Here is a 22169-nt window from a genome sequence, read left to right on the forward strand (position 1 = left end):
CTCCGGGACTAGAGGCGGGCCAGCAACTCGGCCTTCTTGGAGGCGAATTCGGTCTGATCGAGGATGCCCCGGCGGTGCAGATCGGCCAGGCGTTCGATCGTTCCCAGGATCTCGTCCGCCCGGCCGGCGGAGGCCAGGATTGCGGGTGTTGCCGGTGGAGCGTGGGACCCAGGTTCAAATGGCCCAGGCTCGGCGGGCGCGGGCTCGAACGGCTGGACCTCGGGCGGCGCGTCCGGTGTCCCCTCGGCGGCGGCTCCGACCTCGTCGACACGCTTCAGGCTGGCGAGCTCGACGGCACCGTCGCGTCCGGAGAAGCGCAGGCTCGACATACCGCCCTGCTGCTGGGCGACACCGCTGATGTCGTGGCCCTCCGTGTCGTAGAGCGCGACCCGGCCCTCCGTCTCCACGGCCAGGCGATGCCGGGCCGGGAAATAGGCGTAGCGCATCCCGTTCTGCGAACCCGACGTGGCGGGCGGCCCCCATTCGGCCGGCCAGCCCGCCGCAGCGGTCCGGGGCTCGACCCAGCCGGCGGCCGGAAGGGAGGAAGAGAGGTCGGCGCACAGGGCGCTCACGCGGGCCTTCAGCCCGGTGTTGAACATGTCGCCGATCATCGTCATGCCGCCGCTGGTCCACTGCCCGAGGCCGCCGAGATCGGGATGGTTGAACTGCGCCATGCGCCCCTGGCCCGCCTCCAGGGACCGGACGAGATGGCGGACCGCATCGAGGCTGAATCCGTGCCGCTCCGCGATGCTCTGCAAGGCGTTGGGGTGCTCGGTCATCCGGGGGCTCCTCGTGGCGTTCGCCGCAGCGCGGCGGTGAGATCCAGTCATGCCGCATGCGCGTGCGGCAGGGAAGCCGGGGGGTCGCCGGCATGCCCGTCTGGCGCCAGCTTTGCGCAGCGCAAAAAGTTTCCGGCCCGGCGGACCTTCCGCCGAAGCGTGAGCGTTGCCGTCGTGGTTTTCAGGGTCCGGGCATCGCCGATGCCCGGACCCTCGTCGAGAACGCTTCCGGAGCGCAAATGGCCGACACGACTTCTCCCGCCGATCGCGCGAGCCCCCAGAGCCGCAGCGCCCGCTCGCGCATCAAGGAGGGGTCGCCCTATCCCCTCGGCGCGAACTGGGACGGCCTCGGCGTCAACTTCGCGCTCTTCTCCGCCCATGCCACCAAGGTCGAGCTCTGCCTGTTCGACGACGAGGGCGTGAACGAGATCGAGCGCATCGAACTGCCCGAGTACACGGACGAGATCTGGCACGGCTACCTGCCCGACGCGCGCCCCGGCACGATCTACGGCTACCGCGTGCACGGCCCCTACGAGCCGAAGGCCGGCCACCGCTTCAACCACAACAAGCTGCTCATCGACCCCTACGCCAAGGGCCTCGTCGGCTCCATCACCTGGAACCCGGCCCTGTTCGGCTACCAGATGGAGACCGGCGACGACCTGACCTTCGACGAGCGCGATTCCGCGCCCTTCACCCGGCGCAGCCGCGTCATCGACCCGGCCTTCACCTGGGGCCGGGACCGCAAGCCGCACGTGCCGTGGGAGAAGACGATCTTCTACGAGACCCACGTGAAGGGCTTCACGAAGTTGCACCCTGCGGTGCCGGAGAAGCTGCGCGGCACCTATGCGGGCCTCGGCACTCCGGCGGTGCTCGACTACATCAAGAGCCTCGGGGTCACCTCGGTGGAGCTCCTGCCGGTCCATGCCTTCGTGCAGGACGACTACCTGCAGGAGAAGGGCCTGGTGAACTACTGGGGCTACAACACCATCTCGTTCTTCACCCCCGCGCGGCGCTATTCGGCGGTGCCGGACTTCGCCTTCTCCGAGTTCAAGGAGATGGTGGCGCGCATGCACGGCGCCGGCCTCGAGGTGATCCTCGACGTGGTCTACAACCACACGGCGGAGGGCAACGAGAAGGGCCCGACCCTGTCGTTCAAGGGCGTGGACAACGCCTCCTACTACCGGCTGATGCCGAAAGAGCCGCGCTACTACATCAACGACACCGGCACCGGGAACACCTTCAACCTGTCGCACCCCCGCGTGCTGCAACTCGTGACCGACTCCTTGCGCTACTGGGCCACCGAGATGCGGGTGGACGGCTTCCGCTTCGATCTCGCCACCATCCTGGGACGCGAGCCGCACGGCTTCGACGAGGGCGGCGGCTTCCTCGACACCTGCCGGCAGGACCCGGTGCTGAACGCGGTCAAGCTCATCGCCGAGCCGTGGGATTGCGGCCCAGGCGGCTACCAGGTCGGCGGCTTCCCGCCGGGCTGGGCCGAGTGGAACGACCGTTTTCGCGACGACGTGCGCGGCTACTGGCGCGGCGACGAGGGCAAGCTGCCGGATCTCGCCGCCCGCCTCACCGGCTCGGCCGACAAGTTCAACAAGCGCGGGCGCAAGCCCTGGGCGTCCGTGAACTTCCTCACCGCCCATGACGGCTTCACGCTGAACGACACCGTGTCGTACAACGAGAAGCACAACATGGCCAACGGCGAGGACAACCGCGACGGCCACTCGCACAACCTCTCGAACAATTACGGCGCCGAGGGACCGACCGACGATTCCGAGATCCGCGCCATCCGCCTGCGCCAGATGCGCAACATGCTGGCGACCCTCTTCCTGTCGCGCGGCACCCCGATGCTGCTCGCCGGCGACGAGTTCGCCCGCACCCAGAACGGCAACAACAACGCCTATTGCCAGGACAATGAGATCTCCTGGCTCGACTGGGAGGCCATCGGCCCGGAGGAGCGGGATCTGGCCGAGTTCACGCAGCGCCTGACCCTGCTGCGCGAGGCCCTGCCGATCCTGACCCGCGGGCGCTTCCTCACGGGGGCCTACGACGAGGAGTTCGGCGTCAAGGACGTGACCTGGCTCCGCCCGGACGGCGGGGAGATGTCGCCGGAGAACTGGACGCAGGGCGATGCGCGGGCCATCGCAGTGCTGCTCGACGGCCGGGCCCAGGCCTCCGGCATCCACCAGCGCGGCGGCGATGCCACTCTGCTGCTGCTCTACAACGCCTACCACGACCTCGTGTCGTTCACGGTGCCGGAATCCGTGGGCGGCGTCGGCTGGACCCGCCTCCTCGATACCAACCTGCCCGACAGCCAGGACGTGGTCAGCAAGCCCATCGGCGCGACCTACGACGTCACCGGCCGCTCGATGCTGATGTTCGTCCTGAAGCCCGAGGAGGTGGACGGCGTCGAGGCCACAGACATGGAGCGCTCCTACCAGCACGTCATGCAGGCCTTCGAGCGGGCCAACGTGAACAGCGTCCGCTTCGAGCTGAAGCAGCGCTGACACGCCCCGCCGCGCGCCGGCCCCGGCGCGCGGCGGGTCACGAGAGGTTGCGTGCGTACCGCCACTTTCGCGGGAAACCCGGATGGCGCCGGGCGTTGGAGCAATGTTAGGGGCCCGTGGCCGGAACCCACCGATGTGATGGCGCGACCATGAACGAGACGCCGAACCGCCCGCCGGAGGGCGAGCGCCAGGCCGACGGTGCCGCCCCGGCGGGCGTCGCTTCCACCGACCCGGCGACGGCCTTCTTCTTCGCCTCCGTCGCGGCCTCCCGCATGCCGATGGTGGTGAGCGACCCGCGCCAGCCCGACAATCCGATCATCGTCGCCAACGACGCCTTCCTGGCGATGACGGGCTACGGCCGGGACGAGGTTCTCGACCGGAACTGTCGCTTCCTCCAGGGGCCGGAGACCGACCGCGCCGTCGTGCACGATCTCGCCCGCGCCATCGCGGCCCGCGAGAACGTCGCCACCGAGATCGTCAACTATCGCAAGGACGGCACGCCGTTCTGGAACGCGCTCTTCGTCTCGCCGATCTACGACGCGGACGGCACGCTGGTGTACTTCTTCGCCTCGCAGCTCGACGTCTCCCGCCGGCGCGACGCCGAGGAGGCCCTCGGCCAGGCCCAGAAGATGGAGGCGCTGGGCCAGCTCACCGGCGGCATCGCCCACGACTTCAACAACCTGCTGCAGGTGATCGTCGGCTACGTCGACATCCTCAGCGCCGGGCTCGACGACCCCGATCCCGACCGGAGGCGCCTGCGGCGCGCCACCGACAACATCCGCACGGCCGCCGAGCGCGCCACCACCCTGACGCAGCAGCTCCTGGCCTTCGCCCGCAAGCAGCGCCTGGAGGGGCGCTCGGTGAACCTCAACACCCTGGTCCAGGGCATGGGCGACATGGCGGCCCGGACGCTGGGCGAAACCATCACCATCGCGCGCGACCTCGCCCCCGACCTCTGGAACTGCCGGGTCGACCCGAACCAGGCGGAGGTCGCCCTCCTCAACGTCTTCATCAACGCGCGCGACGCCATGCCGGACGGCGGCCGCCTGCGCATCACCACGGAGAATCAGGTGTTCGGGGCGGAAGCCGACGGCGGCCTCGCACCGGGCCGCTACGTCACCGTCAGCATCGCCGATACCGGCAGCGGCATTCCCGCCCACGTGCTGAACCGCGTGATGGACCCGTTCTTCACCACCAAGGAGGAGGGCAAGGGCACCGGTCTCGGCCTCTCGATGGTCTACGGGTTCGCCAAGCAGTCGGGCGGCTTGGCGCGCATCGAATCGACCCTCGGCAAGGGCACCGTGGTGCGGCTCTCCTTCCCAGCCACCGAGCAGGACGAGGCGGAGGCCGAGGCGGCGGAGACGGCGGTGGCGGACGGGACGGGCACGGAGACGATCCTGATCGTGGACGATCGGGAGGACGTGGCCGAGCTCGCCCGCACGATCCTGCGCGACTTCGGCTACACCACGCTGATGGCTCGGCACGGCCGCGAGGCCCTCGACATCCTGGAGGGCGGCGGCACGGTGGACCTGCTGTTCACCGACCTCATCATGCCGGGCGGCATGAACGGGATCGCGCTGGCCCGGGAGGCGCAAGCTCGACGCCCGGGCCTGCGCGTCCTGCTGACCACGGGCTACGCAGAGGCCAGCCTCGAGCGAACCGATGCGGGCGGATCGGCGTTCGATCTCCTGAACAAGCCCTATCGCCGGACGGACCTGATCCGGCGCGTCCGGGCGGTCCTCGATGGGCCGGCCGTGACGGGCTGAGCCGGCGGCGGGCTGAACATCGGAGGTCTGGCATGGCCCAGGGCGACAAATCGAAATACACCGACAAGCAGCGCCGCAAGGCCGAGCACATCGCCGAATCCTACGAAGCGCGCGGCGTGCCCGAGCCGGAGGCCGAGGCGCGGGCCTGGGCCACGGTCAACAAGGACGATGGTGGCGGCAAGAAGCCGGGCGGCTCCGGACGGGGCAGGGCCAGCGCCCACCCGGCGGCGCATCGCGGCGGCAAGATCAGCGGCAAGGCCTCGGCCGGGCGTACGCCGGAGGAACGCTCGGCCTCCGCGCGCAAGGCCGCCGCCACCCGAAAGCGGAATGCGGACGCCGCGCAGCACGCCTCCTGAGTGAGGCGTGCGACCTTTCCGGTTGCCCCCCGCCCGGGTTGTCGGAGGCACGCAGTCCGATGGGTTCCGATCGCTGTTCGCGACAGAGCCGTCATCCCGGGGCTGCGAAGCGGAACCCGGGACCCAGAGCCGTCGACAGGGCTCCGTCTTGCCACCGCGGTGGGTCTGGATTCCGGGTTCGCCCGCGGCGCCCCGGAATGACACGGGGGATGCCAAGGCCGAAGGGCCTTCGAAGGCCCTTCGCAGATGCAGGAATACGAGGGGCGCAGGGTCAAGGTGGCTGCGCCGACCGGCGTCGGACGAGGCGTTACCCAACCGACGCCACCGCCAACGCTGCCCTCCTCGCGACGGCCTCAGGCCATCGCGGTCTTGAGGTGCTGGTCGACCTTGTCGAGGAAGCCCGTGGTCGAGAGCCACTTCTGATCGGGACCGACGAGCAGGGCGAGGTCCTTCGTCATGAAGCCGGCTTCGACGGTGTCGACGCAGACGGTCTCCAGGGTGGTGGCGAACTTGGCGAGCGCCGCGTTGTCGTCGAGCTTGGCCCGGTGGGCGAGGCCACGGCTCCAGGCGAAGATCGACGCGATGGAGTTGGTCGAGGTCTCCTTGCCCTTCTGGTGCTCGCGGTAATGGCGCGTCACCGTGCCGTGCGCGGCCTCGGCCTCGACGGTCCGGCCATCGGGGGTAAGAAGCACGGAGGTCATCAGGCCGAGCGACCCGAAGCCCTGCGCCACCGTATCGGACTGCACGTCGCCGTCGTAGTTCTTGCAGGCCCAAACGTAGCCGCCGGACCATTTCAACGCGGAGGCCACCATGTCGTCGATCAGGCGGTGCTCGTAGGTGATGCCGGCGGCATCGAACTTCGCCTTGAACTCGTTCTGGAAGACCTCCTCGAACAGGTCCTTGAAGCGCCCGTCATAGGCCTTGAGGATGGTGTTCTTGGTCGACAGATAGACCGGATACTTGCGGTTCAGGCCGTAGTTCATCGAGGCGCGGGCGAAGTCGCGGATCGAGTCGTCGAGGTTGTACATCGCCTGGGCGACGCCGGGGCTCGGGAACTTGAAGACTTCCCGCTCGATGACGGTGCCGTCCTCGCCCTCGAACTTGATGGTCAGGCGGCCCTTGCCCGGCACCTTGAAGTCGGTGGCCTTGTACTGGTCGCCGTAGGCGTGGCGGCCCACCACGATGGGCTGGGTCCAGCCCGGCACGAGGCGGGGCACGTTCTGGCAGATGATCGGCTCGCGGAAGATGACGCCGCCGAGGATGTTGCGGATGGTGCCGTTGGGCGACTTCCACATCTCCTTGAGGCCGAACTCCTTCACCCGCGCCTCGTCGGGGGTGATGGTGGCGCACTTCACGCCGACGCCGTGGCGCTTGATCGCCTCGGCCGCCTGCACGGTGACCTGGTCGTTGGTGGCGTCGCGGTGCTCGACGCCGAGGTCGTAATATTCGAGATTCAGGTCGAGGTAGGGGTGGATCAGCTTGTTCTTGATCTCGCTCCAGATGATCCGGGTCATCTCGTCGCCGTCGAGTTCGACGACTGGGTTCGCAACCTTGATCTTGTCCATCTGCAGCACGCCTTCCTGAGCCGGGATGTCCGGCGCCACGCAAGGCGGATGCCGAACCCGCGCCGTCCTTAGCCCGCGCGGTCCCGGGGCGGAAGCAGGCTGGCCGCTCCGGGGCCATGACAAACGTATTGGCCTGTCACGGCAGATCCGGGCGAACACGGCGGGTCCGGGTTTGCCTCGGGCGCTGCGCGGGCTTCTTCGAATCGCTGCGCCGGCGCAGCCGAAACCTCCGCCGCTTCGATCGCGCGGCGGTGCGATCAGGGACCCGCGACGAGGCGCGCTTTGCGCGTGGCTTGATCGAACATGGAGTTCAGCGCGTTCTGGATCTCGCTCGCCGAGCTCGCGGTGCGGAAGTAGCCCGGCGTGGCACAGGCCTGCAGCGTCGCCGGAACGTTGGGAATGAGCCCGTTCACCACGACGTTCTCGTATCCCACATTGGTGTTGAATGGCAGGGCGAGCGGAACGTACGGGATGTAGAGGATCGACACCGTGACCCCTCTATTCTTCAGTGTCGAGCACAGGGTGGGATCGAGCAGCTTGGCCTGCGACCCGGTCCAGCCCGTCGTATTGTACCAGAACTGATTGTTTCCGATGCCGTCGGTGATGAGGAAGATGAAGGGCTGCGGCTTGCTGGAGCTGGACCCGTCACCGACCGTCGCGATCTTGGTGTTGATGGAAGAGAACACGTTCTCGTAATGCGTCCCGCCGCTGCCGCGCGGCACGGTCGAGTCGCCGATGTCCATGTAATTCTCGAGGTTCACCGTCGAGAGGGAAGTCAGGTTCGTCGTGAGGGCGGCGGCGGTCTCCAGGAAGCTGACGAACGGGTAGAGGCCGATCCGATACTGATTCGTCAGGGTCTGGTTGGACTGCGCCTTCGTGATCAGCTGCTGGACAGCGTTGCTGACTGTCGCAATCCGCAACTCGATGTTGTTCGTCTTGGCCAGATTGAATCCTTTCCAGCCGGAAAAGTGGCAGGCGAAGGCGCAGTTGTTTCCGTTGCCGTCGGCCATGTCAGGATTCAGCTTGGCGAACTGCACCTGCGCGGCGCTGGAAGTGGGAAAGCCCATCGACCCCGAAGTGTCGAGGAGGAGATAGAAATCGGCATAGTTGCCGAGCGTCAGGCTGGACGTGGATTGGCCCGAGACGGCGACCGCGGTCACGTTGCCCAGCACCCGGTTGAGAGAGGAGTCGAAGTTCGAGGCGTAGTTCGCCGTCGCCGTGACGGTGCCGCCCGTCCGTGTCACCGTGAGCGTCGGCGTGAGGCCCAGGCTCGTCAGCATCGAGCCGGCATTGACGCGGAAGGCGGCCAGTCCGCGCGTCTGACCGAGGGCGAGCGCCGAGGCCGTGGGGTTCGACTCGTTGTTCGGGTTCGCGGAGATGTAGTCCCGCGCCGCCGCGATCGCGGTGATCGTCGCGGCATCCGCCGCGCGGTCGAGCTGAGCCCGGTAGTTGAGGCCCCGGGCGTAATCGATACCGATGCTGGCCAGCCCGATCATCGGCACCAGGGCCAGGGCGAAGATGATCAGGACGTTGCCGCCGCGATCACGACGCAGGCGACGCAGCGACAGGATGAGCCGTTCGGCCAGGTTCTCGGACATGAGAGGACGCCTCACGAGAGGGGGCAGGCAAAGGCGGACGTGGAACCTCCGCTCGGATCGAAGGCGATGGCCGAGACGTAGCGCGGCGCGAAGTAGAAGGATTTCGCGATGTCGATGGAGCCGACGACGGACTGGGCGATCAGCGGTTTGTAGGTGTAAACGATGTCGGCCACGACGAGGAAACCGGGACCGAAGGTGTCGCTCGGGAGGGTCGTGGGACTCGGCGTGGCCGTGTTCGGCGCCGCTTGCAGGGGGACGAGGCAGGGGCGCTTCTGGCCCGACGTCCATGACACGGTCGGGATGTAGGTGCATTGCGATGTGCAGGTCGGCAGGGTCCGGAACTGGACGCCGGACAGGGACCACCTCAGCAGCGACCACACGGAGGTGCCACCATCCCGAGCTGCCTTCATCGCCTCGGGGAAAATCACGAGCTGCGTCTTCGAGATCGACAGGATGTCGGCCTGCGTGATCTTGCCGGTGTCGTTGCGCGCCACGAGGTCCGCCATGGTGCTGGCGGCAAGCTCGACCTTGCGCAGGAAGAAGATGTACCGGACGAGATCGACGCTGACGCAGGACAGCAGGATCATCACAGGGGCGATCACGGCGAACTCGACGATCGCCAATCCGCGCCGGTCGCGTCCGAAATGGGTGAGGCTCAGGCGGGGCATGGCGGCGTCAGCACCCCGTGGCGACGTTGGCGGTGGTGTAGGGCTCGTTGCGGAAGGCGATCGCTGCCCGGGTGAAGACGACCTTCGCGCCGTTCCAGTCGGTCGCGTTGGCGAGCGTCCTCCAGATCGGACTGAAGACCGGCACGGCATAGAAGACCTGGATGTACCCGTAGGTGCCGGGGGCTCCCGTGCAGTAGTCGGTCTGCGCGTTGTTCATGGTCACCGGGACGAGACTCAACTCGTCGGCGCTGACGAATTTCGAGAAGCCCGTGCCGGAGCCCGACAGGGTCGTGGTCTGCAGACTGGTGACGACGTTGTCGCAGGACAGGCCGGCGATCAGGTTCGCGCAGACGACGGAGGTGCGGAATCCGCTGGCGGTGGATGCCGACGCGCTCAGCGCGCCGATCATCACGGCGCGGCTGGCGTCACTGGTCGCCTTCTCGAGGGCCGCAGTACAGAATATGTACAGTCCGCCCTGGAAGATCTCGATCAGCAACAAACAGAAGAGCGGAATGACGAGCGCGAACTCGACAGCCGTCGCGCCGTCGGAGGAGCGTCGAAACCCGTCCACGCGCCAGCGGGACAGGCGTGTGACCACGGGAACGGCGCGACCTGCGATGTCGTCGCGATAACTCGATTTGATGAACCGCGTCATTTCATCCCGACCTCACGGCTCCGATCACGCGCATTCCACGATCCAGCGGCGTAGACAGTCGAACCGTCGTTCGCACGGGGAGCCTTAAGGCCGGATTACGCGGATCGTCGAAGCCGTGGGGGAACCGCGCCGGACCCCGCGCCATCCCCAGGCGGGCGACCGCCCGGGCATGCGACGGGAGGAATCGTCGAGGCGGAGGGTTCGAGGGGGCTGGACTTCGCGCGCGCCAGGGTGAAGTCCCATCCGGCGCGGACAGTCCGCGCACGACGCCAGCGGAGGAACCCCATGAGCGAACGCATCATCCTGCGGGCCGGCGAGGCCCTTGTCGCCGGCGGGCCGCCCAACACGGCCGCCGAGCCCGAGGTCATCATCGGCGAACTCGACGGGCCGGTTGGCACGGCGCTCGCCACCCTCACGGGCGACCAGGTGGTGGGCCACAGCCGGGTCTTCGCGCTCCTTAACACCGACATCATGGTGCGCCCGGTGACGCTCTGCGTCTCGAAGGTGAGCGTCACCGAGTCGAAATACACCTCGATCCTGATGGGCACGGTGCAGTTCGCCATCGCCAACGGCGTCCTCGACGCGGTGCGGGCGGGCTACATCCCCAAGGCGAAGGCCAACGATCTGGGCATCATCTGCTCGGTCTGGCTCAGCCCCGGGGTGATCGAGGCCGAGCGCGTCGACCACAAGGCGCTGTTCGAGATCCAGCGCCGGGGCATGACGGAAGCGATCCGCAAGGCCATGACCAACGAGCCCTCGATCGACTGGCTCCTCGAGAACCAGGACAAGATCACCCACAAGTACTACCAGATGGGCCTCGACGGGAAGATCTGAAGCAGCCCCGGCCCGCGCGCGCGCCACTTGGCGCGCCCGCGCGCGCCATGCGAGAGGGCGGGGATGTCCTCCGCCCTCGACGATCCCCACGCGACCATGACCCAAGCGACGTCCCCCGCCGGCCCCGTCATCATCCTGGTCCAGCCGCAGCTTGCCGAGAACATCGGCATGACGGCGCGCGCCATGGCGAATTTCGGCCTGTCCGAGCTGCGCCTGGTGTCTCCGAAGAACGGCTGGCCGAAGAAGGGGGTGCGCGAGGCGGCCTCCGGTGCCACGCACATCCTCGACGCGGCCACCATCCACGCCACCCTGGCCGAGGCGATCGCCGACCTGCACTACGTGCTGGCGACGACCGCCCGCGAGCGCGGCCAGATGAAGCGCGTGCTCGCCCCCGACGCGGCCATGCAGGACGTGGTCGCCCGCGAAGGCCAGCGCGTCGGCATCCTGTTCGGGCGCGAGCGCGCGGGCCTCGACAACGACGAGGTCTCGCTGGCCGACGCCATCGTGACCTTCCCGGTCGATCCCCGGTTCTCGTCGCTGAACCTCGCGCAGGGCGTGCTGCTGATGGGCTACGAGTGGCGCCGTGCGGCCGGCCTCTCGGTGCTGCCTTTCACGGGCGAGATGCTGTCGCCGCCGGCCACCCGGGAGGCGATGGCCTCCCTGGTCGCGAGCCTGGAGGACCAGCTCGCCGCCGCCGGTTTCTACCCGCCGGAAAAGCGCGAGATCATCGCCCGCAACATGCGCGACATGCTCCACCGCATGGCCATGACCGAGCAGGACGTGCGTACGATGCGCGGCGCCCTGCGCGCGCTGGCGGCCCGTCGGACGCGTGCAGGCTGAGGGCGTACACAATCGTCGCGGCCTTAACGGCTGCGCCATACTTCGCCATTATTGCCCTAGGTTATGTCGAGTCATCGTCTCAGAGCGTTCGGGGGTGAGTTCGCCTCTCCGGCCGAGGAAGCCACCTTCCAGGCGGAGCGGCTGCCCGAGACCCTGCGCCACGCGCGCCTCGTCCTGATGTTCACGATCGCGTTGAGCGTGATCTTCCTGGCCAGCGACCTGCGCTTCATCGGCACCGACCGGTTCGTGCCCGTCCTGTGCGTCCGCGCCCTGATCGTGGCGGTCGCCGTCCTGGCGATCGTGGGCCTGCGGCGGGTCCGGACCTTCGACGCCCTCCAGGGCGTCCTGGTGGCCTGGCAGGCGCTCACCGCCCTGGCGGTGGGCTACATGACCACCTCGCGCTCCGAGGTCGCGCTGCTCGCCGCGTTGATCCTTCCGGCGGTCTACATGCTGGTGCTGCCCACGCGCTTCGTCTGGACGATGGCGTCCGGCGCCTTCACCGCCGTGATCCTGCTCGGATGCTACCTGCTGCCCCTGCCGCTCCCGTCGACCGCCGTGGGTCTGCTGACCATGTCGGTCATGGCCAACGGGGCGATCATCCTCTTCGTCGTCCGTTCGAACCGGCTGAGGCGCCTGGAATGGATGGCGACCGAGGCGGAACGCCGGGCCTATCGCGACCTCACGGAAAGTCGCCGACTGTTCGAGACGACGTTCCGGGCGGTGCCGGTTCCGATCGTCGTGTCCAGCGTCTCGGATGGCCGCATCGTCGGCACCAACGATGCGGGCAACCGCTTCTTCGCGGTCGGCACGGGAGACAGCCTCGCGAATTACCGCACCGCCGACTTCGTCTCAAAGGACCAGCGCGCCGAGATCCAGCGCCTCCTCGACGCCGAGGGCACGATCCGCGACCACGAGACGAGCATCGTCGACTTGGGCGGACAGCGCCACGACGTCCTGCTGTCGATCGAACCGGTGCGGGTGGAGGGCGCGCCCTGCATCATCTCGAGCCTCGTCGACATCACCAGCCGCAAGGCGATCGAGGAGCAGGCCCGCACGGCCGCCCATCACGACGTGCTCACTGGATTGCCGAACCGGGCCCTGTTCCACGCGACCCTGGACGCCAGCCTCGCCCGCGCGCGCGCCGAGGGCGGGGAGGTCGGCCTGATCCTCCTCGACCTCGATGCCTTCAAGGAGATCAACGACACCCTCGGACACGATTCCGGCGACGCCCTGCTGACGGAGGTGGCCCGTCGCCTGCGCAGCGTCGTCGAGCCCCAGGACCTCGTGGCCCGCCTCGGAGGGGACGAATTCGTGATCATCTGCGCTCAGGGCGCATACCGCGTTCACGTGATCGCCACGCGCATCCTCGAAGCCCTGCGGCCACCGATGGCGATCCGCGGGCGGATGGTGGCGGCCCGGGCCAGCCTCGGGCTGGCGCTCTACCCGGAACACGCCGGCAACCCCGCCGACCTGTTCACCAATGCCGACCTCGCGCTCTACGCCGCCAAGGCGTCCGGCCGGAACTGCGCGACCCTGTTCGTACCGACCCTGCGCGCCGATATCGAGGAGCGGGTGGCGGTGACCCGCGAGATGCGCGCGGCCCTCGAGGCGGGCAGCGGGCTGGTGGCGTTCTACCAGCCGAAGATCGAGCTGGCCTCGGGCGCGGTGATCGGGTTCGAGGCCCTGGCCCGCTGGCAGCACCCGATCCGCGGCCTGCTCGCGCCGGCCTCCTTCTCGGCCGTGTTCGACGATCCGGAGATCGGCGTCGCGGTGGGCACCGCCCTGCGCCGCCAGATCTGCGCCGACATCGTCCGCTGGATCGGCCTCGGGCTCGATCCCGGACGGGTCTTCATCAACCTGTCCTCCGCCCAGTTCGCGCAGGGCGACCTGGCCGAGAGCCTCCTCGACGACGTGGCGCGCAGCGGCGTGCCGCGCGGCCGGATCGGCGTCGAGGTGACCGAGACCGTCCTGCTCGCGGGCCACGGCGACCGGGTGAACGCCGTGCTCCACACCCTCCACGCGGCCGGCATCCGCGTGGCTCTCGACGATTTCGGCACCGGCTACGCCTCGCTGACCCACCTGAAGCAGTTCCCCGTCGACGAGATCAAGATCGACCGCAGCTTCATCCGCGATCTGGAGCGCGACGCCAACGACGCCGCCATCGTCACCGCCGTGCTTCAGCTCGGCCGGAGCCTGGGGCTGGACGTCACCGCCGAGGGCGTCGAGACCCTGGAGCAGGCCACCTTCCTCGGCCAGGAAGGGTGCACGAACGTGCAGGGCTACCTCTACGGCAAGCCAATGCCGGCGAGCCGCGTCCCCTGGTTCCTGCGCAACCGTCCCGACCTCCTCGGCGGCGAGGACGAGGCGATGCCGGAGCGGCGCCTCGCCTGAGGCACTGCCCCGGTCGCCGATGCCGTGGGTCGGGGACTTCGCTCACGCAGACTCGTCTGGACCGACGTTACGGCTTGCAATCATGCGACACCGGCCCCGGCGGCGAACCTTCGGCGGAAAGCGCGTCGGAACGCCGGAAATGTCGAACAATCGCGATTCGATCGGTGACCTGCACTCCATATGCGCCTGAACAACTGCTTCCATCGAAAAAAGGCGGGCTCGAAAGCCCGCCGATCCATTTCCGCATGACGACAGGGTGGAGGACGTACGCCACGCGGAGGTTCGGATCAGTCGATGTCGCAAACAGCCCCCTTCATCGTTGGCGCGAGGGCGACACGCCATTCCGCCGAGCAGGGATGACTGCGCGGGGAGACTGTGCGTGCATCCGCTCCGTTGGAACGGATGCACGGAGCTGACGTCGTCAGTTCGGCAGCGAGAAAACCGTCAACTGACCGCCGAGGTTGGTGTAGCTCGACAGAGCGGCGTAACCACCCACCGCGCCGAGACCGGCGTTCGGGTCGGTCAGGCCGGCCGCGAGGCCGATGCCGGCCCAGCCACCGACGCCCGACAGGATGGCGAGGTGCTGCTTGCCCTTGTGGGTGTAGGTCATCACGTTGCCGATGATGCCCGAGGCCGTCTTGAACTTGTAGAGTTCCTTGCCCGACTTGGCATCGACGGCCTTCAGGTAGCCCTCGAGGGTGCCGTAGAACACGACGTCACCGGCGGTGGCCAGGGCGCCCGACCACACCGAGAACTGCTCCTGGTTCGACCACTTGATCTGGCCCTTGATGTTGTCCCAGGCGATGAAGTTGCCCATGCCGCCGTGACTGTTGGGAGCCGGATACATCGAGACTGTCGCGCCGACATAGGGCTGGCCCGGGGTGTAGGAGACCCGGAACGGCTCGTAGTCCATGCAAACATGGTTGGTGGGCACGTAGAATAGTTGGGTTTTCGGCGAGTAGGCGGCGGGCTGCTGGTCCTTGGTGCCGAGGGCGGCGGGGCACACCCCCTTCGTGTTGGTGTCCTCGCCGTTCTGATCGGTGGAGTACTTGGCGGCGACGAGCGGACGACCGTAGGTGGGCGAGGCCTTGTCCAGGTCAACCTTGGAGGCCCAGTTCACCACCGGATCAAATTTTTCCGCGACGAGCACTTCGCCCGTCGCCCGGTCCAGGGTGTAGGCGAAACCGTTGCGGTCGAAGTGGGTCAGGAGCGGGCGCTCCTTGCCGTCGATCTTCTGATCCGTGAGGATCATCTCGTTGATGCCGTCGTAGTCCCACTCGTCGTGGGGGGTCATCTGATAGACCCACTTGGTCATGCCTGTGTCGGGGTTACGGGCGAAGATCGCCATGGTCCACTTGTTGTCGCCCGGACGTTGCTTGGGGTTCCAAGTCGAGGGATTGGCGGTGCCATAGTAGACGAGGTCGAGCTTCGGATCATAGGAGTACCAGCCCCAGGTCGCGCCTCCTCCGGTCTTCCACTGGTCGCCCTCCCAGCTCTTCAGCGAGGAATCCTTGCCGATCGGCTTGCCGAGCGATGTCGTCTTTACCGGGTCGACGATCATGTCCTCATCGGATCCGACACTGTATCCGCGCCAGACGCGCTGACCCGTCTTGGCATCGTAGGCGGTGATGTGACCACGGATGCCGTACTCGGCACCGGATATTCCAACGATGATCTTGTCCTTGACCGGCAGCACCGTAGCGGTGTTGGTCTCACCGATCTTCGAATCCCCGTTCTTGACCGACCAGTTCACCTTGCCGGTCTTGGCGTCCAGTGAAACCAGGGTGGTGTCTGCCTGATGCAGGATGATGGCGCCGTCCGCATAGGCCAGCCCACGATAGACCGTGTCGCAGCACATCACCGGGATGACCGATGAATCCTGCTTCGGCTCGTACTTCCAGAGGATCTTGCCTTCGTTGTTGAGATCGAGGGCGTAGACGATGTTCGGGAAGGGGGTGTGGACAAACATCATGTCGCCGACGACGAGCGGCGAGCCTTCATGGCCGCGCAGGACGCCAGTCGAGAAGTTCCAGGCGACCTGCAGGGTCTTCACGTTCCCGGCATTGATCTGGTCAAGCTTCGAGTAGCGCGTGTTGGCGTAGTCGATCGTCTGCAGAACCTGCTGATTGGGGTCCTGGCTGCGCTTTAGAACGTCATCATTGGCAAGCCCGGCGGTGGCACCCGCAGCCGCGAGGCTCAAGCCGAGAAGGCAAGCGTGTTTCATGGATTTCCTCCGGTCGCCGGCTGCCTTCTTCGATCGTCTTGCGGAGCAGCCCGACGGATCGGACGCTACGGGCCCGCCGGTGCCCTCAGGTAGGGCAAGCTCCCCGTCGCTGATTGGGCATTTTGCCTGATCGTGGCCCAGACCCCTTGCCAGCATCCCGCGGTTGCGTGCCTCCTCTACCCGGGAAGCGAGGAACGTGAGGCCATGAGTCTCTTCATCGGGCTGATCGTCCGGGTCGCCGTCGTGGTCTTCCTCTGCCTGGGCGTCGCTACGGCTTGGGTCATCGCCGAGGTGCACCATAGCATTCGCGAGGAGACGGCGGCATCGGCCGATCGGGTGGTGCGCGAGGCCCAGGAACTTGCTTGGCGTGAAATGACGTGGCGCGGCAGCGCCGGGCGCTTTGCCAAGTACGCCTTTCCGGACTGGCGCAGCTCGCACACACTCCGCTTCATCAGCCCCGGGAACTGCGTCGCCCTGACTTGGGAAGGCGAGGCGACGCTTCAGCAATGCAGCGGTCTGGAGACTGCCGGCGGACCGGCCCCGGCTTGGTTCGAGGAATTCTATCGCGTGGCATTCGGAGCGATCTCGCCGATCCGCCGCGCGGTGATCCTGAATCGCAGGGAGGCAGGGATCGTCGTCACCACGCCCGACCGGGGCGCAGCCGTTCGCCAGGTCTGGCGCCAAGTGCGGGTACTGATGGCCGCCGCCGCCGCCATGCCCGTCAGCATCACCCTCCTGGCCACGATCGTGATCGGCGCTGCCCTGCAGCCCGCGCGCATCATCACGCGCAACCTCAGACGGCTGGAGCGAGGCGATCAATTTACCTACCTGCCCCGCTTCCGGGCCGCAGAGTTCGATGGAATCGCGTGTGCCGTCAACGCCCTGAGCGAGCGCCTCCAGCACACCACGGCCGAGCGGACCGCACTGACCCGGCGCCTCTTCGCCGTCCAGGAAGCGGAGCGCCGCGCTCTCGCCCGAGACCTCCACGATGAGTTCGGACAATGTCTCACCGCCACGGGCGCATTGGCGAGTGCGATCGAGGGCGAAGCCAGCGATCGTCCGGCATTGCGTGACGACGCCCGCGCGATCGGCCGGATCACCCGCCACATGATGGGTACGCTGAAGGGGGCACTCGCACGTCTGCGCCCTCCGGATCTCGATGAGTTCGGCCTGGAGCACGGACTGCGCCGGCTCGTCTCCACGTGGCAGGGACGAAGCGCGAAGCCCGTGGCCTTTCATCTCAGTGTCATCGGTGACCTCTCCACGGTGAGCGGACTGGCCGCGCTCAACGTCTACCGCATCGTTCAGGAGTGCCTGACCAACGCTGTTCGCCATGGGCGGCCGACCCGCGTCGACGTCAGCATCATCCGCATTCAGGACACGGTGATGCTCCGGGTCGTGGACGATGGCGGGGGCGACGCGGGGCTTGTCGAGGCCGGAAGTGGCCAGGGCGTCCTCGGTATTCGAGAACGGGTCGGGGCTCTCGGAGGGACTTTGAGCATCGAGACTGCGCTCGGCGGCATTCGCATCGCAGCGACGATTCCGTGCTCGCCCAGCGCAGATCCACCGCCATTTCTGAGTGAAGGGAAGATCGGTCCAAACCTGGCGTTGACGGAACGCGCCGCATGAGTGGGATCGCGATCCTGCTCGTGGATGACCATCCGGTCATTCGGGAGGGCTATCGCCGCCTGCTGGAGCGTCAACCTGGATATCGCGTCGTCGCCGAGGCCGAGACAGCGGCCGAGGCCTACCGGGCCTACAAGGCGAGCAGCCCGACGCTGGTGATCATGGATTTGGCGTTGCCGGGTCCGAGCGGGCTCGAGGCGGTCCGGCATATCCGGCAATGGGACCCTTGCGCCCGTATCCTGGTGTTCACCATGCATCAGGGGGCGGCGTTTGCCCTGAAGGCATTCGAGGCAGGGGCCTCAGGCTACGTCACCAAGAGCAGTGCGCCCGAGGAACTGATCCGGTCGGCTGCCCTGGTGGTACGAGGCGATCGAGCCGTCAGCGCCGACATCGCGCAGGAGCTCGCCGCGGAGCGACTGGATGGGAAGCGCTCGATGCTCGAGGAACTCGCTCCGCGGGAGGTGGAAGTGCTTCAACTCGTGGCTTCCGGCATGAGGACGGAAGCCATTGCCGCGGCGCTCAACCTCAGCCCGAAAACCATTCAGAACTACCACTATGGCATCAAGGCGAAACTGGGGGCTCGCAATGATGCCCACCTGGTCTGGCTGGCCATCGACGCGGGGCTCGTCAGGCCGAGCGGCCCGCACCGTCACACCTGAAGCACCAGCGCGAAACTCCTCATCCCAACCGTAAGGCTGACGGGCGGGTGACGACCCTCCCTCGCCCCTGGACAGGGTGTCCCTCAGCCGAGCTGCGCCAGGGCCTGTTCGACGTCGGCGACGAGGTCCTCGGCGTTCTCCAGGCCGATCGACAGGCGCACCGTCTCGGGGCCGACCTTGGCGGCGGCCTTGTCGGCGGGGTTGAGCTGGCGGTGGGTGGTGGTGGCCGGGTGGATCGCCAGGGACTTGATCTCGCCGATGTTCACGAGGTGCGAGATCAGCTTCAGGCTCATGATGAACCGGACCGCCGCCGCCTCGCCGTCCTTGAGCGCCACGGTGAAGATCGAACCCGGGCCCTGCGGCACGTAGCGGGCGGCCATGGCCTCGCCCTCCTGGCCGGGCAGGGCGGGGTAGCTCACCCAGGCCACCGCCGGGTGGTCCTTGAGGAAGGCCGCCACGGTCCGGGCGTTCGAACAGTGCCGCTCCATCCGCAGCGGCAGGGTCTCGATGCCGGTGAGCGTCAGGAAGGCGTTCATGGGCGACAGGCCGGGGCCGAGTTCGCGCATGCCGAACACCCGGCAGGCCGCCGCGAAGGCGAAATCCGGAAAGCGCTCGGTGAGGACGAGGCCGTCGTAATCGGCCCAGGGCTCGCTCATCAGGTCGTATCGGCCGGGAACCGCCGCCCAGTCGAACTTGCCCGCGTCGCAGATCACGCCGCCGATGGTCTGGCCCGAGCCGCCGAGGAACTTCGAGGTGGAGTGGATGACGATGTCGGCCCCGTGCTCGATCGGCCGGATCAGGGCCGGGGAGGCCAGCGTGTTGTCGACGACGAGCGGCAGCCCGTGCCGGCGCGCCACTTCGGCGATGCCGGCCAGATCCATCACGGTGGCGCAGGGGTTGACGATCGACTCGCAGACGATCGCCCGCGTCTGCGGGGTGATCGCGGCCTCGAAATCCGCCGGGGTCAGGCCCTTCGTGAACTGGGGCTTGAGGTCGTAGCGCCCGTCGAGGCGGTTCATCAGGCCGAGCGAGCCGCCGAAAAGCCGCGAGGAGGCGACGTAGGCGTCGCCGCTCTTCATCAGGGTCATCAGCACCATGAGCACGGCCGACTGGCCCGAGGCCACCGCCACGGCGGCCTTGGCGCCTTCCAGCGCGGCGACGCGGCGCTCGAGGGCCGCCACCGTCGGGTTCGACCCGCGCGAGTAGGAGAACCCGGTCCGGCGCATGGCGAAGATGTCGGCCGCCTGCTGGGTGTCCTCGAAGACGAAGCCGTTCGTGAAGTAGATGGGCTGAATCCGGGCGCCGGTGGCGGGGTCGGGCGCGGCGCCGGCATGGATCGCCTGGGTGGCGAAGCGATGGGTCTGGGTCTCGGTGGCCATCGGGGCCTCCCGTCTCTGTGAAGGTCGGGTGAGCGGTCAGGCGGCGCGGCGGGCGAAGGCGCGCAGGGTCCGGACCAGGGTCGAGGGCTCGTAGGGCTTCGGGATGAAGCGCGCCCCGTCGGGCATGTCGTTCGGGCCGGGCGTGCCCATGCCGGAGACGACGAGGACCGGGATGCCCGGCCAGCGATGGGCTACGAGGCGGGCCAGCGCGAAGCCGTCCATGGAGCCGCGCGGCATGTCGACGTCGGTCATCAGCACGCCGACATCGTCGCGGCTTTCCAGCACCGAGAGGGCGTTGTCGGCGTGGCTCGCCTCCACCACCTCGAACCCGGCATCCACGAGGGTGTCGGCGGCTTCCATCAGGAGCAGGCCGTCATCCTCGACGAGGAGCACGACGGGGAGGTCTGTCGACTCGTGGCTGTCTGGCGGGTTCTGCGTCATCGACGGCCGGACGATCTCGCGACAGGGGTGAGACGGGGGCCTAGGCCCCGCCGACGGTGTCGTCAATAACGGCCGGTGTCGCGCATTCGTTTCGCCAGGGCCGGACGCCGGCGCGGCAGGGGCGGCGCGCAGGCCACCGCCAGGGCCACCAGGAGGGCCAGGACGCCGCAGAGCGCCAGGATTTCGTTGACCTGTTCCAACCCGCCCATGGCCGACATCGCACCCTCCGGTGACCGTCCCGCGAGCCTCGCTCCGGCTTGGTAAAGGAAGCGTTAACACGGGGGCGCTCAGGCCTTCAGGGCGGCGTCGAGATCCTCGATGAGATCCTGTGGATCCTCGAGGCCGACGGAGAGGCGCACCACCTCCGGCCCGGCCCCGGCGGCGATGCGCTGCGGGTCGGTGAGCTGGCGGTGCGTGGTGGAGGCCGGGTGGATGATCAGCGAACGGGTGTCGCCGATATTGGCCAGGTGCGAGAACAGGGTAAGGTTCGAGACGAGCTTGACGCCGGCCTCGTAGCCGCCCTTGAGGCCGAGGGTGAACACCGCGCCGGCGCCGTTCGGCGTGTAGCGCTTCGCGAGCTGGTGGTAGCGGTCGGTCTCCAGGCCCGGATAGCTGACCCAGGCCACCGCCGGGTGGTTCTGCAGGAAGGTCGCCACCGCGAGCGCGTTGTCGCAGTGGCGCTGCATGCGCAAGGGCAGGGTCTCGATGCCGGAGAGCAGCAGGAAGGCGTTGAAGGGCGAGAGCGCCGGCCCGAGGTCGCGCAGGCCCAGCACCCGCACCGCGATGGCCAGCGCGAAGTTGCCGAAGGTCTCGGCCAGCACCTTGCCGGCATATTCGGGGCGCGGCGCCGACAGCATGGGGAAGCGCGCGTCCCCCGCCCACGGGAAGGTGCCGCCGTCCACCACGAGGCCGCCGATGGAGTTGCCGTGGCCGCCGAGGAACTTGGTGGCCGAGTGCACCACGATGTCGGCCCCGTGCTCGAAGGGGCGGATGAGGTAGGGGCTCGCCATCGTGTTGTCGACGATGAGCGGAATGTTGTGGCGGCGGGCAATCTCCGAGAGCGCCGCGATGTCGGTGATGACGCCGCCGGGATTCGCGATGGATTCGCAGAAGATCGCCTTGGTGCGCGGCGTGATCGCGGCCTCGAACGAGGCCGGGTCGTCGGTCTTGGCCCAGACCACGTTCCAGCCGAAGTTCTTGTAGGAATGGTTGAACTGGTTGATCGAGCCGCCGTAGAGCCGGTCGGCGGCGATGAATTCGTCGCCCGGCTGCATCAGGGCGTGCATCACAAGGAACTCGGCGGCGTGGCCCGAGGCCACCGCGACGGCGGCGGTGCCGCCCTCGAGTGCTGCGACGCGCTCCTCCAGCACCGCGTTGGTCGGGTTGGTGATGCGCGAGTAGATGTTGCCGAAGGCCTCGAGCCCGAACAGCGAGGCGGCGTGCTCGGCATCGTCGAACACGAACGAGGCGGTCTGGTAGATCGGGGTCGCGCGCGCGCCCGTGGTTGGATCGGGCGCCGCGCCGGCATGGATGGCCCGCGTGTTGAAGCCGGGCAGACGATCGGTCATCGGAAAAATCCTCCCGGGCCGGCGGGCCCGCAACGCGCGTCTTCTACGCCCGGACCCGGGACGGCGGAAGAGGACGCAATTCGTTGAAACGAACGTAGGTTCTTTATGACGGACGGGAGAGGGGGTCAAGACGGAGGGGACGCAAAGGAAGATCGGGAGCGAATGACCGATGACGTCGTCCACCGACGATCGCGCGCATTCCCCTCGCCCCGCTTGCGGGGAGAGGGTCACAGGCACCCCGTCGTGCCTGTGACGAGCGGAGCGACGGTGAGGGGGCGATGCCGAACCGACCAGATCCGTCGAG

18 protein-coding genes are annotated in these 22169 nt (G+C 67.8%); 8 read left to right on the forward strand and 10 right to left on the reverse strand.

The window, feature by feature from the left end; all coding sequences use genetic code 11:
- Positions 1-8: 8 nt before the first annotated feature.
- Positions 9-779, reverse strand: a complete 771-nt coding sequence (locus tag MKK58_RS09705; protein WP_243911880.1) for an SHOCT domain-containing protein — start codon at positions 777-779, stop codon at positions 9-11.
- A gap of 239 nt (positions 780-1018) precedes the next feature.
- Between MKK58_RS09705 and glgX the strand changes: the two genes are divergently transcribed.
- The 3 genes from glgX to MKK58_RS09720 all read left to right on the forward strand — a co-directional run bounded on the left by glgX (position 1019) and on the right by MKK58_RS09720 (position 5417).
- A complete protein-coding gene (glgX, locus tag MKK58_RS09710; RefSeq protein WP_243911881.1) occupies positions 1019-3295 on the forward strand; it encodes a glycogen debranching protein GlgX in 2277 nt (758 codons plus the stop codon).
- Between the two features lie 149 nt (positions 3296-3444).
- Positions 3445-5061 (forward strand): histidine kinase famiy protein, encoded by a 1617-nt coding sequence (locus MKK58_RS09715; RefSeq protein ID WP_243911882.1) that lies wholly within the window; start codon positions 3445-3447, stop codon positions 5059-5061.
- Positions 5062-5093: 32 nt separating this feature from the next.
- Entirely contained in the window at positions 5094-5417 is a 324-nt protein-coding gene (locus MKK58_RS09720) for a plasmid stabilization protein (RefSeq protein ID WP_243911883.1), read from the forward strand.
- Between the two features lie 353 nt (positions 5418-5770).
- On the opposite strand, the gene MKK58_RS09725 is transcribed toward MKK58_RS09720, so the two are convergent.
- From MKK58_RS09725 to MKK58_RS09740, 4 genes are all read right to left on the reverse strand, one after another.
- A complete protein-coding gene (locus tag MKK58_RS09725) occupies positions 5771-6982 on the reverse strand; it encodes an NADP-dependent isocitrate dehydrogenase (RefSeq protein WP_243911884.1) in 1212 nt (403 codons plus the stop codon).
- Between the two features lie 257 nt (positions 6983-7239).
- Positions 7240-8580, reverse strand: a complete 1341-nt coding sequence (locus tag MKK58_RS09730) for a pilus assembly protein TadG-related protein (protein ID WP_243911885.1) — start codon at positions 8578-8580, stop codon at positions 7240-7242.
- A gap of 11 nt (positions 8581-8591) precedes the next feature.
- A complete protein-coding gene (locus tag MKK58_RS09735; protein ID WP_243911886.1) occupies positions 8592-9248 on the reverse strand; it encodes a TadE/TadG family type IV pilus assembly protein in 657 nt (218 codons plus the stop codon).
- 7 nt (positions 9249-9255) lie between these two features.
- A complete protein-coding gene (locus tag MKK58_RS09740) occupies positions 9256-9903 on the reverse strand; it encodes a TadE/TadG family type IV pilus assembly protein (RefSeq protein WP_243911887.1) in 648 nt (215 codons plus the stop codon).
- A 285-nt stretch (positions 9904-10188) separates the two neighbouring features.
- Between MKK58_RS09740 and MKK58_RS09745 the strand changes: the two genes are divergently transcribed.
- The 3 genes from MKK58_RS09745 to MKK58_RS09755 all read left to right on the forward strand — a co-directional run bounded on the left by MKK58_RS09745 (position 10189) and on the right by MKK58_RS09755 (position 13968).
- The gene (locus tag MKK58_RS09745) at positions 10189-10737 is read left to right on the forward strand and encodes a formaldehyde-activating enzyme (RefSeq protein ID WP_243911888.1); all 549 of its coding nucleotides are present in this window, start codon (positions 10189-10191) and stop codon (positions 10735-10737) included.
- Between the two features lie 63 nt (positions 10738-10800).
- On the forward strand, positions 10801-11577 hold the full coding sequence (locus MKK58_RS09750) for an RNA methyltransferase (protein ID WP_409565226.1): 777 nt from the start codon (positions 10801-10803) through the stop codon (positions 11575-11577).
- Between the two features lie 63 nt (positions 11578-11640).
- Positions 11641-13968: a putative bifunctional diguanylate cyclase/phosphodiesterase gene (locus MKK58_RS09755; RefSeq protein WP_243911889.1), complete on the forward strand. Its 2328-nt coding sequence runs from the start codon at positions 11641-11643 to the stop codon at positions 13966-13968.
- Between the two features lie 421 nt (positions 13969-14389).
- On the opposite strand, the gene MKK58_RS09760 is transcribed toward MKK58_RS09755, so the two are convergent.
- Positions 14390-16192, reverse strand: coding sequence for a methanol/ethanol family PQQ-dependent dehydrogenase (locus tag MKK58_RS09760; RefSeq protein WP_243911890.1), 1803 nt, complete (start codon positions 16190-16192; stop codon positions 14390-14392).
- Between the two features lie 204 nt (positions 16193-16396).
- Here MKK58_RS09760 and MKK58_RS09765 point away from each other — a divergent pair, with 204 nt between their 5' ends.
- Together MKK58_RS09765 and MKK58_RS09770 are read left to right on the forward strand one after the other, a co-directional pair.
- On the forward strand, positions 16397-17821 hold the full coding sequence (locus tag MKK58_RS09765) for a sensor histidine kinase (protein ID WP_243911891.1): 1425 nt from the start codon (positions 16397-16399) through the stop codon (positions 17819-17821).
- Entirely contained in the window at positions 17818-18477 is a 660-nt protein-coding gene (locus MKK58_RS09770; RefSeq protein ID WP_243911892.1) for a response regulator transcription factor, read from the forward strand. The genes MKK58_RS09765 and MKK58_RS09770 overlap by 4 nt, the downstream gene beginning before the upstream one ends.
- Before the next feature lie 83 nt (positions 18478-18560).
- Here the strand turns inward: MKK58_RS09770 and MKK58_RS09775 are convergent, their stop codons facing one another.
- From MKK58_RS09775 to MKK58_RS09790, 4 genes are all read right to left on the reverse strand, one after another.
- Positions 18561-19856, reverse strand: coding sequence for an O-acetylhomoserine aminocarboxypropyltransferase/cysteine synthase family protein (locus MKK58_RS09775; protein WP_243911893.1), 1296 nt, complete (start codon positions 19854-19856; stop codon positions 18561-18563).
- A 36-nt stretch (positions 19857-19892) separates the two neighbouring features.
- On the reverse strand, positions 19893-20297 hold the full coding sequence (locus MKK58_RS09780) for a response regulator (protein ID WP_243911894.1): 405 nt from the start codon (positions 20295-20297) through the stop codon (positions 19893-19895).
- A 62-nt stretch (positions 20298-20359) separates the two neighbouring features.
- The gene (locus tag MKK58_RS09785) at positions 20360-20515 is read right to left on the reverse strand and encodes a hypothetical protein (protein ID WP_243911895.1); all 156 of its coding nucleotides are present in this window, start codon (positions 20513-20515) and stop codon (positions 20360-20362) included.
- A gap of 69 nt (positions 20516-20584) precedes the next feature.
- A complete protein-coding gene (locus tag MKK58_RS09790; protein ID WP_243911896.1) occupies positions 20585-21865 on the reverse strand; it encodes an O-acetylhomoserine aminocarboxypropyltransferase in 1281 nt (426 codons plus the stop codon).
- Positions 21866-22169: the final 304 nt, after the last annotated feature.

Origin of the sequence: Methylobacterium sp. J-078 (genome assembly GCF_022829285.1) — a bacterium.
Classification (GTDB): Bacteria; Pseudomonadota; Alphaproteobacteria; order Rhizobiales; family Beijerinckiaceae; genus Methylobacterium.